This is a genomic window from Confluentibacter citreus (genome assembly GCF_002807055.1).
Classification (GTDB): domain Bacteria; phylum Bacteroidota; class Bacteroidia; order Flavobacteriales; family Flavobacteriaceae; genus Confluentibacter; species Confluentibacter citreus.
In genome coordinates, this window is the sequence record NZ_NIXN01000004.1 from 201,062 (window position 1) to 219,897 (window position 18,836).

Consider the following 18,836-nt stretch of genomic DNA (forward strand, 5'->3'; position numbering starts at 1 on the left):
AGATTAAAGTTGAGGTGTGGAGTTGAATTGAAAGCTTTAGAGAAAATTGAATAATGTACACGATTGTTGATATTGAGACTACGGGTCAAGGCAATAAAATAACGGAGATATCCATTTTTAAATATGATGGTAGCCAGATAGTTGATGAATTCACATCCTTAGTCAATCCCGAAAGTTACATACCAGATTACATCACAGCTTTAACTTGCATTGATAATCTCATGGTTGCCAATGCGCCCACTTTTGCAGAGATCGCACACCATATTTTAGAAATCACAGAAGGAACTATATTCGTTGCCCATAGTGTCAATTTTGATTATAATGTCATTCGTAATGAATTCAAAGCGCTGGGGATTGATTTTATAAGAAGGAAACTTTGTACGGTACGCCTCTCTCGGAAATTAATTCCGGGACATCGATCCTATAGTTTAGGTAAAATATGTTATGCTTTGGATATTGATATCAACGGTAGACATCGGGCGAGGGGAGATGCGGAAGCTACCGTCATCCTTTTTGAAAAGTTATTACAAGCCCAAGATTCTGAAACCGTATTTAACGACTTCCTTAAAAAATCCTCGAAGGAAGCCACCTTACCACCACATTTGCCAAGTGCCGTTTTTAACGCCATCCCAAACGAAGCTGGTATTTACTATTTTAAGAACAAAAAAGGGAAAGTCATTTATGTGGGTAAGGCAAAAGATATAAAGAAGCGTGTGCTGGGTCATTTTTATAATAAAACGGAACGGGAACTCAGTCTTTGCAGGGAAACGGCCCACATCGATTTTGAATTATCTGGTAGTGAGCTTATTGCGTTGCTCATGGAAGATGCTGCCATAAAAAAGTATTTCCCCGAGTATAACCAAGCTTCCAAAAGAACACCCAAAGCCTATGCTATTTTTAGGTTTGAAGACCGGCATGGCATCATTCATTTAGCTTATAACACCTTAAAAGCCACTCCTAATCCATTGCTGACTTTTTATAATATTACTGATTGCAGGCAATTTTTAGAACGCCTATGCATACAATTTGAACTTTGCCCCAAGTATTGCCACTTACAGGAAGGCGTCGCCCAATGTTCGCATTACTTCATCACCAGCTGTAAAGGGATTTGTGTTGAAAATGAATCTGTCACAGATTACAATATAAGAGTTCAAAATGCTATAAAACATACTATTGAAAACTCTAGGGATGTTGTCATCAAGGAAAAAGGAAGACATCCAGAAGAAGAAGCTTTTGTCCTGATAAAAAACAGTGTGTATTTAGGTTATGGGTTTATTGATAGCTCTGAACAAATTACAAACACTGAAGATTTAGAGATGTATTTGATTCCCCAAAAGAATAATGTGGATGTGCAGAAGATTTTGAGGGGTTATATGTCAGTAGGGAAACAGGACAACTAATTATTTATAACTCTTATCCTGCAGCAACTGCCCAATTCTCGTATAGTTGGGCTTTAAGAAAGCCTATATGGACAGTCTATTTAATTTCGTAAATTGCATACTAGTCATTCAAAAAAAAGAAACAATGTTAAATAAGCTATATATTTTATTACTGCAATTACCTATAGGCTCCAGAAATCCAGACGACAATCCTATAGATCTTACCAGCCCATTTGATGTCGTTGTATTTATTGTGCTACCTGTACTCATGATTATTTTTTATATCCTTTGGAGGCGAAGGAAGAAGCGGGATAAGGATTAAAAAAACAGCAAGGAACAACCATCAAGCTATGGCTTTATAGATAGGACCAAATAATTTCAAAAGATGATTTAGAAAACTATTTGATTCCCCAAAAGAATCATGTGGATGTGCAGAAGATTTTGAGGGGTTATGTTTCTGTGGTGTAATTTTATTAAAATAATCTATAAGATGACTTGTTAGGAAAAACAATAAATCCCAACACCAACATAAAATGTATAGATGTTTGTCTGATATAAGCTTTGAATGATTATTTTTACAACCATAGAGTAATAAATATTAAACTATGGCGGAATGCAAAAATCTAAAGATAATAGTTAAATAACACCAACCATAAACCAACACAAACCTTCCAAAACATAATGAATCAATCTGTACATAATAAATTAGTAGCCTTTATTTGGTCTATTGCAGACGACTGTTTGCGAGATGTTTACGTCCGTGGTAAGTATCGAGATGTTATACTGCCAATGGTAGTTTTACGTCGGTTGGATGCTTTGCTAGAACCCACAAAAGAAGCAGTTATGGAAGAACTTGCTTTTCAAAGGGATGAAGCTGGGTTTACCGAGTGGGATGATAAAGGATTAACAGAAGTAACGAGTTATGTATTTTATAATACAAGTGAATGGACTTTACAACGCTTACATAATACGGCTACCAACAGCCAACAATTATTACTAGCTAATTTTGAAGATTATTTAAACGGATTCAGTGCCAACGTAAAGGAGATTATTGAAAAGTTTAAACTGCGAAGTCAAATTAGGCACATGGCATCGAAAGATGTCTTACTAGATGTGTTAGAAAAATTTACGTCTCCAGATATCAATCTAACGCCATTTGAGAAATTAGATAGCAATGGTAGAAAATTACCTGCCTTGTCCAATTTAGGAATGGGTTACGTATTTGAAGAATTAATTAGAAAGTTCAACGAAGAAAATAATGAAGAAGCAGGAGAGCATTTTACACCTCGTGAAGTCATCGATTTAATGACCCACATTATTTTCGACCCAATTAAAACTAATTTACCATCTGTAATGACCATTTATGATCCTGCTTGTGGTAGTGGTGGGATGTTAACCGAATCGCAAAATTTTATTGTAGATCCAGATGGTGAAATAAAAGCCACTAATTCCGATGTGTATTTGTATGGTAAGGAAATCAATGATGAAACCTACGCCATTTGCAAGAGCGACATGATGATTAAAGGGAATAACCCAGAGAACATTCGTGTGGGTTCTACGCTTTCTACAGATGAGTTTGCGGGCAAAACGTTTGATTTTATGTTATCTAATCCGCCTTATGGAAAATCGTGGGCAAGTGAACAAAAATATATCAAGGATGGCAAAGATGTTATCGATACTCGTTTTCAAATCAAACTAAAAAACTATTGGGGCATTGAGGAAGAAGCGGATGCCATTCCACGTTCTTCTGATGGGCAATTGCTGTTTTTAATGGAAATGATTAGCAAAATGAAACCGCTTTCGCAAAGTCCTAAAGGAACCCGTATTGCTTCTGTACATAATGGGAGTAGTTTGTTTACAGGCGATGCTGGTGGTGGAGAAAGTAATATTAGAAGATATATTATTGAAAACGATTGGTTAGAAGCTATTGTACAACTACCTAATAACTTGTTTTACAATACGGGTATTACCACTTATATCTGGATTTTAAGTAATAACAAAACAGCACATAGAAAAGGAAAAGTACAACTCATAGATGCTGGACAATTATACCGAAAACTACGCAAGAACCTTGGGAACAAAAATTGTGAGTTTGCCCCCGAACACATTACAGAAATTGTAAAAACCTATACCGACTTAAAAGCTATTGAACGAACCACCGATGAAGGCATCGCCTCCAAAGTATTTGATAACAGCGATTTTGGCTATCACAAAGTAACGATTGAACGCCCCAAACGTTTGAAAGTCCAGTTCACTAAAGAACGTATAGCAGAATTGCGTTACGACAAAACGCTGAAAGAAGCCATGGTTTACGCTTATGAAACTTATGGTGATGCTATTTACACCCACCTTAATGATTATAAAAAAGATATTTTAGAGTGGTGCGAAAAGCAGGAATTAAATTTAACGAGTGCCAACCAAGCCAAGCTAGTAAACCCACTAACATGGAAGAAGCAAGCCGACTTATTAAGGTTAGCCACTACTTTAATGGGTGCTATTGGCAACAATGAGTATACAGATTTTAATTTATTTAAAGGCGAAGTAGAAACACTTTTAAAAGCACATGGCATTAGTATAAGTGCCAGTGATAAAAACGCCATTTTAAATGCTGTGAGTTGGTACGATGCAGAAGCCGAAAAAGTAATTAAAGGCATTGTAAAACTAACAGGAGATAAACTAAGTAAGCTCTTAGAACATTTAGATTGCAAAGAAGTAGAATTACCAAATTACGGGTATTATCCAACCACTAAAAAAGGAGACTATGTAATATATGAAACCGAAAGCGATTTACGTGATACCGAAAATGTACCATTAAAAGAAAACATCTACACCTACTTTTTACGAGAGGTAAAACCCCATGTAGAAGAAGCGTGGATAAATTTAGATGCAACCAAAATTGGTTATGAAATAAGCTTTAACAAATACTTTTACCAACACAAACCCTTGCGGGCTATTGAGGAAGTAACGGCTGATATTTTAGCTTTGGAAAAGGAAAGTGATGGGTTAATTGCTGAAATTTTAAATTTTTAAGCATGGCATCAGAAATTTTAATTTATCAAAACCAAGAAGGCAACATTAAAGTAGATGTTCGTTTAGAAGAAGAAACCGTTTGGCTAACACAAGCTCAATTGTGTGAATTGTTTCAAAAATCGAAAGCCACGATAAGCGAGCATATAAAAAACATTTTTGAAGAAGGGGAATTAATCGAAAATATGGTTGTTCGGAAATTCCGAACAACCACTCAACATGGTGCTATTGCTGGAAAAACACAAGAAGTTGAAGTAAATCTATACAGCCTCGATGTCATTATTTCGGTAGGTTACCGTGTAAAATCACAACAAGGTACACAATTTCGTATTTGGGCTACCCAACGATTAAAAGAATACATCATCAAAGGTTTTGCTTTAAACGATGAGCGTTTTAAAACAGGAACTTCTATGAATTACTTCAACGAATTGCAAAACCGCATTCGTGAAATTCGTTTATCCGAAAAGTTTTTCTATCAAAAAATAAAGGATATTTATGCCACCAGTATAGATTATGACCCCAAGGACGAAAAAACCATTGCATTTTTTAAAAAAGTACAAAACAAATTGCTTTGGGCTATTTCGCAAAACACGGCAGCCGAATTGGTGTATCGCAGAGTAGATGCTTCTTTGCCTCTAATGGGCATGCTATCTTATGATAAAAAAGAAACCAAAAGCATACAAAAACAAGAAGTAAGCATTGCCAAAAATTATCTAAACGAAGATGAAATGAAGTTGTTAGGTCTTTTGGTAGAGCAATATTTGGCCTTTGCCGAAACCATGGCACAACAGCAAACACCCATGTATATGGACGATTGGATTGCACGATTAGACAGTTTGTTACAACTCAACGGCAGAGAAATTTTAACGCATGCCGGCACCATTTCGCATCAAATGGCAATGGACAAATCTGAGCAAGAATTTCAAAAATACAAAACCGCACAAACCCAGCTCCAACAAGAGCAAAGTTTAAAAGAAATTGAAGACGACATTAAAAAACTAAAACCCTAAACGCCATGCAACAGTACAACAACTACAAAAACAGCGGGGTGGAATGGTTGGGTGAAATTCCGGAGCATTGGGAAGAAAAGAAATTCAAACATATTTTTTCTGAGAAAAAGAAAACTACTGACGTAGACTTACCATGCGGTTCCATTAGTTTTGGTAAAGTCGTTTATAAAGATGACGAAAAAATACCTGAATCAACAAAAAGAAGTTATCAAGTTTTGTCAGATGGTGATTTTCTAATAAATCCTTTAAATTTAAACTATGACCTTATCAGCTTACGAATCGCACTTTCTGATAAAGAGGTTGTGGTAAGTTCGGGCTATATAATTTTAGACAATAATCTTAAACTGAATAAAAACTATTATAAATGGTTGCTACATATTTTTGATGTAGTTTATATGAAAACTTTGGGTTCTGGAGTTAGGCAAACTTTGAGTTTTACGCATATAGCTAATTGTGAACTTGTTTTTCCACCACTCGAAGAACAAAACAAGATAGCTGATTTTCTTGAAACAAAAACCACCAAAATAGATCAAGCCATTGCCATCAAACAAAAACAAATAGAGCTGCTTAAAGAAAGCAGACAAATACTCATTCATAAAGCCGTTACTAGAGGTTTAAATGATAAGGTAAAGTTGAAAGATAGCGGTGTGGAATGGATTGGAGAGATTCCGGAGCATTGGAAGGTAACGCCTTTGAGACACATTGGAAAAACGCAAAATGGTATTAGCAAAGGTGGTGAATATTTTGGTACTGGATTTCCATTTGTAAGTTATGGTGATGTATATCGAGATATAAAATTACCATTATTGGTTAATGGTTTAGTAAAATCATCAATTGAAGACAGAAATCAATATTCAGTTTTAGAAGGAGATATTTTATTTACGAGAACATCTGAAACTGTTGAAGAAATTGGATTTTCATCAACTTGTTTACAAACTATTGAGAATGCAACTTTTGCAGGTTTCCTTATTCGTTTTAGAACTCAAAAAAATATATTACATAAAGAATTTTCTAAATATTATTTCAGTAGTTCAACCCATAGAGCTTTTTTTATAAAAGAAATGAATCTTGTAATTAGAGCATCTTTAAGCCAAGATTTATTAAAAAGAATGCCTGTTTTATTACCTCCAATAAATGAACAAGAAGAAATAGGAAATTTTTTAAATGATAAAACAACAAAAATCGCCACTGCCATTTCCTTAAAAGAGCAAGAAATTGAGAAGTTGAAGGAGTATAAAATGAGTTTGATAGATGGGGTTGTAACTGGGAAGGTAAGGGTTTGTTAATATAATAGAACATGAGCCAAATAATAGCAATACATACAGCAAGAACCATTGATGCCAATGACCTTTACGCATTTTTACAAGGTAGAATAGAACAGTTACAAGGCGAACAAAAATCGGAAGATGGTTTTTATTTTTATCAAGATATAAGTTCCGTTAGAGGTATCGATTTTTGGAAAGAAGCCTATGGTTATGAATTGAGAACAACTATATTATCCAACCAAGCAGACAGGAATATTGGTCGCTGGATTTTAAATTACTTTGTAAATTTTGTTCCCGATTCAACCTATTTCTTAGAGGGGGAACCGGTAAAAAGTCAGCATATTGCTTCGTTAATTGAAAAGCGTACGTTTGGTGAGGATGCCATTTTAATAAAAACACTGGTAGAACATGACGCCTCTACCATGACCTTATTTGGCCCCAAAGGAGAATTTTATATTGGCCCTTCTGTTTTTCTAAAAATAGAAAGCGATAAAGAGGGTTGGCAAGAGCGATTGCAGGCACTCATTTTAAAAGTGCAATACGAGCTTCCGCTATCGGAAAGCGATACTGTTTTAGAAAGTGGTGGTGAAAGTAGAAAAATACTTAAATTGGTCAACAGGGAAGTCAACTACATTTTGAAAAAATATGATTATCTGATTTTTACAAAAGATGATACTATTTCAGACTATGGGAATATGATTTTTATAACCAATGAAGTGCTAAACCAGCATTTGCCCAATAATTGGTTGTTGATTGATGAATATACGATAGTAGCACCCGCTTTGTCTAACGAGCAATATGAGTCATTGGTTAGAAATTTGTTGGAGTATGATTGTAGAGAGGCGTTTGAAAAGGAAACTGAATATTAGTGAGATTTAGTGATGATTAATTTTAAAAAATTTGTTAGAAAATATTAAAAAATAAAGGAATACCATTATGCCAAGCCAAACCAACGAACAAGCATTAGAGGAAACCATTGAAAAAATACTTACGGGTTCTAGTATAGAAATACTAAAAGAAACCAATGGTCTTAACGAACCAAATGCCTTGTATCGTGCAGGAAATGGTTATTATATAGGTTTGGCAAATGATTTTAATGCCAAATATGCTATAGATGAGGTTCGCTTTTGGCATTTTTTAGAAACTACACAAAACGAAGAATTAGTTAAAATTCAAAAACAAACTGATTGGAAGTTAAAGATTCTAGAACGGCTGGACAGATTAATAAAAAAGTATGGCGTCATGCGTTTGCTTCGCAAAGGTTTAGATGTTGATGATGCCCATTTTACCCTATTTTTTGTATTGCCATTAGCTAGTAGCAGTCAATCGGTTAAAGATAATTTTGATAAAAATGAGTTTAGTGTCACTCGGCAACTAAGGTATTCGATAACCAATCCAAGGGAAGAAATAGATATGGTTTTGTTTATAAATGGGTTGCCAATTTCCACAATGGAACTTAAAAACCATTGGACAGGGCAAAATGCCAAAGTGCACGGACAAAACCAATATAAATTTAAGCGTGATACCACACAACCTTTATTAAACTTTGGGAGATGTGTTGTTCACTTTGCCGTAGATACCGATGAGGTTTATATGACTACCAAATTGAATGGTGGTGACACGTTCTTTTTACCTTTTAATTTAGGTAATAACCACGGAAAAGGGAATCCTCCCAATCCTTTCGGACATAAAACATCCTATTTGTGGGATGAGGTTTTAACAAGGGAAAGTGTTGCTAATATTTTACAGCATTTTGTACGTTTTGATGGTTCAGAAAAAGATAATTTAAACACAAGAACCTTATTTTTCCCTCGATATCATCAAATGAATGTGGTTCGCAAAATAATTGCAGATGCCAGTAAAAAAGGGGTAGGGCAAAATTATTTAATTCAACATTCAGCAGGTTCGGGAAAATCCAATTCTATTACGTGGGCTGCTTATCAGTTAATTGAAACCTATCCTGAAAGTGATGCCATTCCAGGAAGTAAAGGCATTTCCAATCCGTTATTCGATTCCGTTATAGTTGTTACTGACAGACGTTTGTTAGACAAACAATTACGGGAAAACATAAAAGAATTTTCAGAAGTAAAAAATATAGTGGCTCCGGCTTATTCTTCTAAAGAATTAAAAGAAAGTCTTGAAAGTGGTAAACGAATTATTATTACTACCATTCAAAAATTCCCTTTCATTATAGATGGCATTGCCGATTTAAGCGACAAGCGTTTTGCCGTTATTATTGACGAGGCACACAGTAGTCAAAGTGGTTCTGCTTCAGATAATATGAACCGTGCGATGGGAAAGGTCAATACCGAAGATGATGAAAGTGATGACCCACAAGACAAAATTATTGAAGCCATGCGTTCCAGAAAAATGCGTGGGAATGCTTCTTATTTGGCTTTTACGGCAACACCGAAGCCAAACACATTAGAGAAATTTGGTGTTTTACAAGACGATGGCACATTCAAACCGTTTCATTTATATTCTATGAAGCAAGCCATAGAAGAAGGATTTATTTTAGATGTTTTAGCAAACTACACCACATACAAAAGTTATTATGAAATAGAAAAATCTATTGAAGATAATCCGTTGTTTGACACTACTAAAGCTCAAAAAAAATTAAGGGCCTATGTAGAAAGAGAGAAACAAACCATAGCTACCAAAGCAGAAATCATGTTTGACCATTTTGTTACCAATATTGTCAACAAAAAGAAACTAAAGGGTAAAGCGAAAGCCATGGTAGTAACACAAAGTATTGAATCGGCTATTAAATATTATTTTGCGCTAAAAAGCATATTAAGAGATAAAGGAAATCCGTTTCAAATTGCTATCGCTTTTTCGGGTAAAAAAATGGTTGATGGCTTTGAATATTCCGAAGAAAGTATAAATGGATTTGCAGAAAAAGATACTAGAGATAAATTTAATGAAGACCACTTTAAAATGTTAGTCGTTGCTAATAAATACTTAACTGGTTTTGACCAACCAAAACTAACAGCCATGTATGTTGACAAAAAACTACAAGGTGTTTTGGCGGTTCAAGCATTATCCAGACTAAACAGAGCCGCAGATAAATTAGGGAAGAAAACAGAGGATTTATTTGTGTTGGATTTCTTTAATTCCGTTGATGATATAAAAACATCTTTTGACCCATTCTATACAGCAACATCCTTAAATAGTGCAACCGATGTGAATGTATTGCATGAAATTAAAGGGATTTTAGATGAAGTTGGTGTTTATGAATGGTACGAGGTAGAGGATTTTGTGACCAAATATTTTAATAAAGTTAATGCACAAGAATTAAGTCCCATAATTGATGTTGCAGCCCATAGGTTCAACCAACAATTAGAGTTAGAAGATAACGAAAAAGCAGATTTTAAAATTAAGGCGAAACAGTTTGTTAAAATCTATGGTCAAATGGCTTCTATACTTCCTTATGAAGTTTTGAATTGGGAAAAGTTATTTTGGTTTTTAAAGTTTTTAATCCCTAAATTAATAATCTCAGATAGTACAATTGTTGATTTAGATGGGTTATTGGATTCAGTTGATTTGTCAACCTACGGACTAGAACGTGTTAAGTTGAACGAATCTATTGTTTTGGACGCCAGTGAAACAGAACTTGATCCTCAAAACCCAAATCCTAGAGGCGCATATGATGGCGATGAAGAGATTGATCCATTAGATTTAATTATTGCAAGCTTTAATGAAAGATGGTTTCAAGGTTGGGATGTCACTCCAGAAGATCAAAGAATTAAATTTGTTACACTAACAAAGCAAATACAAGCACATCCAGATTATTTGTCTAAAGTGGCAGAAAATAATGATTCTACAAATAGGGATTTAGCATTTAAGAAAATTTTAGATGAAATCATGTCGCAACAAAGAAAGAACGAATTGAATTTGTATAAACTTTACGCTAAAGATGAAGCCTTTCATCAAGCTTTTATTGATACGATGAAGCGAATGGCTAATATTGGAGGTAAGAATACTATTTAAAGCATTAATTCATCGGGGAAAGAGGGATTGTTTTTGATGCTCCTAAATGGTAATCCTGGGCAAGCATAGAAAACCCAATCAAGCGATTGCTTGCTTTGCTTTTTTATTTTATGGAGAAAGATGCTCCGATAACCTTCAATTTTTATCAGTGATAGCCAGGATTCCCGATTTTTAAGTTGCCTTAGGGTAACTGAATTATATTCAGTTTAATACCCATCAGTTAATCAAATTTCTTTAATACTTTCAATCGAAGCAATTTTTATTAATTTTTCAATATCTTTAATTCTTAAATATTGAACTCATCTTGACTTTTTGTTTTTAACCGAAAATGAGATAAAATTTGTTCAGATGAGTTCCTTTTTGAAGAGCATAGCATCGCTACGCGCAAGAAAAGGAACGAAATATGGGCTAATTTTAGCCATTTTTTAGGAAATAGAAAAAGTCAAGATGAGTTCATTAATAATTAATTTACTATGATACTATTATATGCATTAATTGGGCTAGCAGTTTTGGCAGCTTTTTATGGAGTTGGTATTTACAACAGATTGGTAAAGCTAAGCACACTCGTAGCTGAAGCCTGGAGTGGTATTGACGTGCAATTAAAAAAACGTTATGATTTAATTCCAAACTTGGTCGAAACTGTAAAAGGTTACGCAAGCCATGAAAAAGAAACCTTTGAAAATGTCACAAAAGCTAGAAACCAAGCTCAAAATGCGACGACGGTTGAAGGACAACAAGCTGCCGAAAATCAGTTAAACAGGGCTTTAATAAACTTATATGCTGTTGCTGAACAATATCCTGAGCTAAAAGCAAATGCGAATTTTTTAAGCTTACAAAACGAATTGTCTGTTATAGAATCTGACATTGAAAAATCAAGACGTTACTATAATGGTACGACTCGCGACTATAACATTTTAATTGATTCGTTTCCTTCAAATATTATTGCTGGGATGACCACCTTTAAAAAAGCAGCATTTTTTGAAATTGACACGGAAGCTGAAAGACAAAATCCACAAGTAAAATTTTAAGCGTTGAAGAAACTTTTTTTTATTATACTATTAGTTACGAACTCTTTTTCTTTGTTTTCGCAAAGTGAAAGAGTTCTTTCTTTTCATTCAGATATTTTAGTAGATACCTCAAGTACAATTACTGTAAAAGAGTCCATTAAAGTTTATGCCAACGGAAATATTTTTAAAAGAGGAATTACGCGAACGCTTCCAACGGTAAGAGTTGATAGTTCGGGTAAAAGTTTAAAGCAAGATTTCAAAATTCTATCGGTCGAAAAGGATGGCAGCGTATCTAAATATCATACGGAAAAAGGAAGTGGTAATATTACCATTTATGTAGGTGACAGTGATGTCTTTTTAAGCGAAGGTGAATACGACTATACCATTACGTATAGCATGAGTGGACAAATTCGCTTTTTTGAAAATTATGATGAAATATACTGGAATGTCAATGGTTTTGATTGGGCTTTACCTTTTGGTCAGGTTTCCAGTCAAATCACACTTCCTTCAGGTGGAAACATTATTCAAAATGCTTGCTATACTGGACGGTATGGTAGCAATAGTACCAACTGTAGCTCAACAACACTATCTGAGAATATCATAAGCTTTAGTGCTGATAATTTAAGAGCTGGCGAAAATTTAACTGTGGCTGTAGGTTTTAGTAAAGGTATAGTTAGCCAACCACCTCCACCTGCACCTCCAACATTTTTTCAAAAGTTTGGAGCTCTAATTTTAAGCGGATTTATCAGTTTAGCACTCTTGTTTTATTACGGATTCACTTGGTTGAGATTTGGTATCGATCCGTCAAAGCCAACAGTAATTCCACAGTTCGAAGTTCCAAATAATATGACTCCAGCTTCAGTAGGCATGTTAGACAAACTACGCTATCATGGCGATTTAATTACAGGCACCATTTTAAATTTAGCAGTAAAGGGCTATCTTAAAATTGAAGAAGATATCCAGGAGCATATTTTCGGATTGTTTAAAAGCAAAAAGTTTTTCATCCATAAATTAAAGGAAGATTCTGGGATGCTCAATGATGAAGAAAGTCTGCTGTTCTCAAAATTATTTTCTGGCACAACCACGCTCACCTTAGATGGCAAATACGATTCCAAAGTAAAAAGCGCAGTGTCTGCCTTTCAAGCATCTTTAAGAAAACAGCATCATGGTTTAATTTATCAAGGCTTTAATTATAAATTTTGGTTAATTCCAATTTTCACTATAATCGCTTATGTAGTGTCATTTGTCTTTCTAGCTTCGCAATACTTTGAAGGAGAAAGTGATGGTTTGGTATTCGCTTTATTCTTGGTTTTAAACATTACTTTCTTTTTGATTTACCAATATTTAATTAGAAAACCTAGTTTAGAAAAATTGAAACTTAAATCATCGATTGAAGGTTTTAAAATGTACATGAGTGCAGCCGAAGAAAAGCAAATTGCACACTTTAATCCACCAGATTTAACACCAGAAATTTTTGAAAAACTATTGCCTTATGCTGTTGTATTGGGAGCTGAAGATGTTTGGGGAGAAAAATTCCAGAACCTAATCAACAAAGCGATGATTGACCAAAGCTATCAACCAACGTGGTATGCTGGTCGCGTTGCCAACTTCTCGACCTTTAACCATTCGTTAAATGCATCGTTATCCAATTCTATTAGCAGGTCTGCGACACCACCTTCAAGTAGTGGAAGTGGTTCGGGCGGTGGTGGATTCTCTGGTGGCGGCGGTGGCGGCGGTGGCGGTGGCGGCTGGTAGATTGTCACTTTAACTCAGTTCTTATTAAGAACCCTTTGCAATAGCACACTAACGGGGGCTATAAAGGTTTGTCCTAATATTCGCAAGTGTACATATTTTAAACCATCTACCGATTTATCAACAAAGTCGCAAACGACTTACGGATACTAGAGATCAACTAATTTTAATTTCTATCTTTGTATTTGTTGTACGTTTTTAAATCAAAAACAAATTAGAAACATCCAAGTAAAAACATCCGAAAGCACCCCGATTTTATTGAAAATATATTAGCTATTGGTGTACTAAAAAAGATTAAGAATGAGGAAAATTTTATTTATTTCGAAAAGGTCGCAAGTAATTCTATTAATTACGGCTATGGTATTATTTTGTAGTAAAAAATCAAATGGGCAAAATAATCAGTCGGAAAACGACCATGCATTAGATCAATTCACCTACAATGCGGTTGGTAATCCATATTTGCCATTATGGGAACATCTACCCGATGGTGAACCCCGTGTTTTTGAAGATCCCGACAACCCAGGGAAATACCGCATTTATATCATAGGATCACACGATGTTCGATATGGAAGTTACTGTGGACCTGATATAAGGGCTTGGTCTGCATCAGTAGATGACTTATCTAACTGGCGTGATGAAGGTGCCATTTTCACATATCCAATAAGTGAACAATGGGATGTTATGTATGCTCCCGACTTAGTTGAGGTGAAAAAAAAGGACGGCACAAAGGAATACATTCTTTACCCGCACAGTCGTGGTAGGGGCAGAGAACCTATGGTAGCCAAAGGAGACCGCCCTGATGGACCTTTTACCCCCATTAACATGACTGAAGACGGAACGGGGACATTAGAGGGAAGTACTATGGGCTTCGATCCTGCAGTATATATTGATTATATTACAGACCCAAAAGATCCTGATTATGAAATCGGTTTCAGAGCATATGGATTCTGGGGATTCCAGAGATCATCAGCCGGTGAATTAGATCAGAATACAATGTATTCGCTCCGACCTGGTACAACGGCTATTCAAAGTTTTATTAATACCCGTATTTTTCCGGGTGAAGACCCTGCTGCATTTAGCTTCTTTGAGGCTGCATCGATTCGTAAAATTGGCAATAAATATGTATGGGTGTACAGCGGCTATTCAGGGCCCGATTATGGGCTTGGTAGATCAAATTCCACACTGCGCTATGCTTACGGCGATTCTCCGATGGGTCCTTGGAAAAGCGGTGGCGTTCTGGTAGATTCACGAGCTGTTGTCCTCAATAGGGACGGAAGTAAATTGCAAACAACTTATTCAGGTCATAACACACATGGTAGCATCCAGTTGATTAACGACCAGTATTATGTTTTCTATCACAGGGCACCAAGAGGATTTGGATTTGCACGTCAGCCTATGGTGTCGCCAGTCAAAGTTGAATGGGATGAAAAACCGGTGGCAGAAGGAGGGAAAGTTATAATAAAAGGATATGACCCTTATACGGAGGATAATACATGGACACTAAAAGACGGCCAAGGTAATGAGTATAATGGTGCCGAAGTAACTTCAGAAGGCTTCCACATTTATGGCCTCGATCCCTATCAATATTACTCGGCGGGATATGCCAGTTACCTTTCAAACCAAGGCAGCCAACAGGATTCATGGGATATTTGGGATAATAACATGCCCATTACTGATGTGAAGAATGGTGATATTATAGGTTATAAGTATTTTGGTTTTGGTGGTCTTGACAAAGACACAAAAGGATTGAAAGCCTTTGAAGGAACCAGTCCTAATAACAAAACAGAATTTAATCTATTTCTTGCACCAAAGACAAAAAATGCATTTAAGATTAACGTTTGGCTAGACGGACCTTGGGATAATGATACCTGGAAGGGCAAAAAAATTGGTGAAATAAATGTACCTGTAAACGCTGCTCAAGAAACCACAAAATTCACAATAGACGTTTCATCGATTGTTGACAATATGGACAAAAAACATGCGATTTTTCTCGTAGTCGATGGTTCTGACTCGGAGGGTCTTTTCGATTTAGCAGGACTGGGATTTAGCTCAAACAAAAAGGAAATTGTTCGTCCTGTTCCACCTGTAGTAAGTATTATGGTTAACGGAAATGCAATAGATATACCAGCTACACCTGTAAGATCCACAAACGCCAACGGTATTGTCGGTTATGATCTTTATGAGGCTACTTATACACTTCCTACTGGAACCAATCATATACCGACGGTATCAGCATCTTCAGACAATTCAAAAGTAAAAGTTGCTATAACACAAGCGGAATCGAAAACCGGAAAAGCTGTGGTGAAATTTGATTATAATGGCGTGGTTAAAACATATAATGTGGTGTTTGCTGCTGAATAGTGTCTCTTAAAAAAGCCATTGCTAATAGAAGTGATTCGTTTGAATTAATGATTTCAGCAGAGGATGAAAAAAATGTCTTAGCGGATGTAAAATCTATATACCCATAACCCGAAATGTAATAATTTAAGGGAAGTGAATAACCTGGTGATAAAGATGTTTTGGTAGCATTAACAATTTGCATGTAGCTTCCAATATTCTTTTTGCTTCACCATTTCATATAGGGCTTACTATTGACCGAGATGTTGTCATTTAGCTTCAAAGTGTCACTAGTCTGACTATATGAAAAATTTATAGATAACAATTCAAAAAATATTAAAACTAATAATCCAATTTTGATTTTATACATTTTAACGTTTCTAATTATATTAGAATGGGTTTTGTTTTAAATCCTTAAAATTGACTTCTATCAACTAAACTGTCAACTAAAAATATAAAGCCCCATAAATCAATTCATTATGGGGCTTTTTGCGGAGAAAGAGGGATTATTTTCAATGTTCCCTAAAGGTAATCCTGAGCAAGCATAGAAAACTCAATCAAGCTATCGCTTGCTTTGCTTTTTTATTTTATTCCAAAAGCTAAAAGTGCTTTTGCTTTTTCCATAAAATAAAAAACCCACAATGTAAATTGTGGGTTTTCCTTTTGCGGAGAAAGAGGGATTTTGTGCCAACATCCCTCTTACAGCATTTTGCAAATGCTGAAGTCTTAAAATCAAAAAAACCACTCAAGTAAAACTTGGTGGTTTTTCTAATTTCAAGCCTCGCGCTTGTTTGCGGAGAAAGAGGGATTCGAACCCCCGGAGGTGTGACCCTCAACAGTTTTCAAGACTGCCGCATTCGACCGCTCTGCCATTTCTCCAAAAGCGTCTCATCAGCTATTCGCTGAATGCGGGTGCAAATATAGAACCCTTTTTTATTTCTTTCAAATAAAAGCCTAACTTTTTAAAAGTTTTTTATTTAGGCTAAATATTAATCGATTTATATCGAAATAAATGCATCATTGTAATAAAAAACCAACTTTCAAATCTTATTTTTGTGCTTCCGTAACATGGATATATGGATACTATAAAACAGTTAGAATGGCGATATGCCACCAAGAAGTTTGATAAAACTAAAAAATTATCGGCCTCTAAATTAAATATATTAAAGCAGGCGTTTAATTTAACAGCCACGTCTTTCGGTTTGCAGACCATCAGTTTGGTGGTTGTTTCCGATCCCGATGTGAGAACGTTGTTGGTGGAGCACGCCTATAGGCAATCCCAAGTGTTGGACGCTTCCCATTTATTGGTCATTTGTATTAAGGAAACCATTGACAGCAAAGATGTGAATGATTATTTTGATAACATAAGAGCCATACGTGATACTTCTGAAACCATTTTAAGTCCGTATAGAAAGAATTTGATTGACACCATGCAACGCATGACCGTGATAGAGCAACAACAATGGTCGATGAATCAAGCTTTTATTGCCTTAGGAAATTTAATGACTGTTTGTGCTATGGAAGGGATCGATTCTTGTCCCATGGAAGGTTTTGTGCCTAGTAAATATGATGATATTCTGAATTTAAAAGCACTCGGATTGAAATCCGCTTTATTGCTTCCTGTTGGTTACAGAGCTGAAGACGATATGTTTTCTGGCTTTTTAAAAGTGAGGAAAAACATAGAAGATACTGTAATTGAATTATAATTTATAAATAAAATATATGCCCGGATTTGAATTATTTGGTGACGCCGAAAGAAAAGAAGTGAATGATGTTTTAGAAAATGGTGTGTTGATGCGTTATGGTTTTGATGGCATGCGACATGGCCATTGGAAATCTAAAGAATTGGAAACGCAATTACAGCACACATTTAAAACCAAACATGCGCAATTGGTGTCTAGCGGTACGGCAGCCGTAACCATTGCGTTGGCATCTGCGGGCGTTGGAGCAGGCGATGAGGTCATTATGCCAACGTTTACTTTTGTAGCAAGCTTTGAAGCCATTATGGCATTGGGGGCGATTCCCATTTTGGTGGATATTGATGACACCTTAACATTAGATCCTGTTGCGGTAGAAAACGCCATAACATCAAAAACCAAAGCGGTTATGGTCGTGCAAATGTGCGGCAGTATGGGCAATATGGATGCTTTACAAAGTATTTGCAATAAGCATAATGTATTGCTAATTGAAGATGCTTGTCAGGCCATTGGTGGTACTTACAAAGGAAAACCTTTGGGAAGCATTGGGGATTTAGGATGTTTTTCTTTTGATTTTGTGAAGACCATTACCTGTGGTGAAGGTGGCGCGGTGATTACCAATAATGAAACGTATTATTTGAATGCCGACCATTACAGCGATCATGGCCATGACCATATAGGAAATGATAGAGGTGCAGAAACACATCCGTTTTTAGGATTTAATTACAGGATCTCTGAGCTTCATGCTGCGGTTGGTTTGGCGCAGATTAAAAGACTTCCGGAGTTTTTAAGTCTTCAAAAGAAACATTATAGCATCTTACGGGATGCATTATCAACGATTCAAGAAGTTACTTTTAGAACCGTTCCTGAAGGCGGTGAAGAAAGCTATGCCTTTTTGAATTTCTTTTTACCAACTTTGGAAATCGCCCAAAGTGTGTCCAAAGGTTTTAAGGAACATGGTGTGGATGGGTGTTTTCATTACTACGACAACAATTGGCATTATATTAGAAAGTGGGACCATTTAAAAGATTTGAAGTCTCTTTTTCCTATATCTGTCGAAGTGAAAGAAGGATTAGCATATCTCAAAACCAAGGAATTTCCGCAATCCGACCATTATATTGGCAGAAACATCTCTTGTCTAATTAAGTTGTCATGGACGGAAGATGAGGTGAAAGCCAGGGCTTCTAAAATGGTTGAGATAATTAAGGGGATTTTATAATATGTTCTCGATACAATTCGCTTAGGCGAATCACTCGAACTGACAAGCTAACTAAAAAACACAATTAATAACCTAAATGTCACTTCGAGTAAATTTGTATCGAGAAGCTTTACAACTAATAACGGTTCTCGATACAAAATTCTGAAAAAGAAT

Annotated in this window: 13 protein-coding genes and 1 tRNA gene; 12 read left to right on the forward strand and 2 right to left on the reverse strand. The window is 35.7% G+C overall.

The genetic code is table 11. The annotated features are described in order from the left end of the window. Window positions 1-50: 50 nt before the first annotated feature. From CDH49_RS10005 to CDH49_RS10050, 10 genes are all read left to right on the forward strand, one after another. The gene (locus CDH49_RS10005) at window positions 51-1,400 is read left to right on the forward strand and encodes an exonuclease domain-containing protein (RefSeq protein ID WP_100615374.1); all 1,350 of its coding nucleotides are present in this window, start codon (window positions 51-53) and stop codon (window positions 1,398-1,400) included. A 124-nt stretch (window positions 1,401-1,524) separates the two neighbouring features. Beyond that, entirely contained in the window at window positions 1,525-1,701 is a 177-nt protein-coding gene (locus tag CDH49_RS10010; protein ID WP_100615446.1) for an adenylosuccinate synthetase, read from the forward strand. Window positions 1,702-2,060: 359 nt separating this feature from the next. Continuing rightward, window positions 2,061-4,409 carry a type I restriction-modification system subunit M gene (locus tag CDH49_RS10015; RefSeq protein ID WP_100615375.1) on the forward strand — a complete coding sequence of 783 codons (2,349 nt, stop codon included), beginning with the start codon at window positions 2,061-2,063 and terminating at the stop codon, window positions 4,407-4,409. Between the two features lie 2 nt (window positions 4,410-4,411). Then, window positions 4,412-5,416, forward strand: a complete 1,005-nt coding sequence (locus CDH49_RS10020; RefSeq protein WP_100615376.1) for a virulence RhuM family protein — start codon at window positions 4,412-4,414, stop codon at window positions 5,414-5,416. 5 nt (window positions 5,417-5,421) lie between these two features. Next, window positions 5,422-6,702: a restriction endonuclease subunit S gene (locus CDH49_RS10025; protein ID WP_100615377.1), complete on the forward strand. Its 1,281-nt coding sequence runs from the start codon at window positions 5,422-5,424 to the stop codon at window positions 6,700-6,702. A gap of 11 nt (window positions 6,703-6,713) precedes the next feature. Next, window positions 6,714-7,550: a hypothetical protein gene (locus CDH49_RS10030; protein ID WP_100615378.1), complete on the forward strand. Its 837-nt coding sequence runs from the start codon at window positions 6,714-6,716 to the stop codon at window positions 7,548-7,550. 67 nt (window positions 7,551-7,617) lie between these two features. After that, window positions 7,618-10,671: a type I restriction endonuclease subunit R gene (locus tag CDH49_RS10035; protein ID WP_100615379.1), complete on the forward strand. Its 3,054-nt coding sequence runs from the start codon at window positions 7,618-7,620 to the stop codon at window positions 10,669-10,671. 473 nt (window positions 10,672-11,144) lie between these two features. After that, window positions 11,145-11,699, forward strand: a complete 555-nt coding sequence (locus CDH49_RS10040; RefSeq protein WP_100615380.1) for a LemA family protein — start codon at window positions 11,145-11,147, stop codon at window positions 11,697-11,699. Between the two features lie 3 nt (window positions 11,700-11,702). Continuing rightward, the gene (locus CDH49_RS10045; protein WP_100615381.1) at window positions 11,703-13,433 is read left to right on the forward strand and encodes a DUF2207 domain-containing protein; all 1,731 of its coding nucleotides are present in this window, start codon (window positions 11,703-11,705) and stop codon (window positions 13,431-13,433) included. A 297-nt stretch (window positions 13,434-13,730) separates the two neighbouring features. After that, window positions 13,731-15,791 carry a hypothetical protein gene (locus CDH49_RS10050; RefSeq protein ID WP_100615382.1) on the forward strand — a complete coding sequence of 687 codons (2,061 nt, stop codon included), beginning with the start codon at window positions 13,731-13,733 and terminating at the stop codon, window positions 15,789-15,791. On the opposite strand, the gene CDH49_RS10055 is transcribed toward CDH49_RS10050, so the two are convergent. Together CDH49_RS10055 and CDH49_RS10060 are read right to left on the reverse strand one after the other, a co-directional pair. Beyond that, window positions 15,757-15,972, reverse strand: a complete 216-nt coding sequence (locus tag CDH49_RS10055) for a hypothetical protein (RefSeq protein WP_100615383.1) — start codon at window positions 15,970-15,972, stop codon at window positions 15,757-15,759. The genes CDH49_RS10050 and CDH49_RS10055 overlap by 35 nt on opposite strands. A gap of 589 nt (window positions 15,973-16,561) precedes the next feature. Beyond that, window positions 16,562-16,646 (reverse strand) — tRNA-Ser (locus tag CDH49_RS10060). A gap of 197 nt (window positions 16,647-16,843) precedes the next feature. Between CDH49_RS10060 and CDH49_RS10065 the strand changes: the two genes are divergently transcribed. Together CDH49_RS10065 and CDH49_RS10070 are read left to right on the forward strand one after the other, a co-directional pair. Next, window positions 16,844-17,473, forward strand: a complete 630-nt coding sequence (locus CDH49_RS10065) for an NAD(P)H-dependent oxidoreductase (protein ID WP_100615384.1) — start codon at window positions 16,844-16,846, stop codon at window positions 17,471-17,473. Window positions 17,474-17,489: 16 nt separating this feature from the next. Beyond that, window positions 17,490-18,683, forward strand: coding sequence for a DegT/DnrJ/EryC1/StrS family aminotransferase (locus CDH49_RS10070; RefSeq protein ID WP_100615385.1), 1,194 nt, complete (start codon window positions 17,490-17,492; stop codon window positions 18,681-18,683). Window positions 18,684-18,836: the final 153 nt, after the last annotated feature.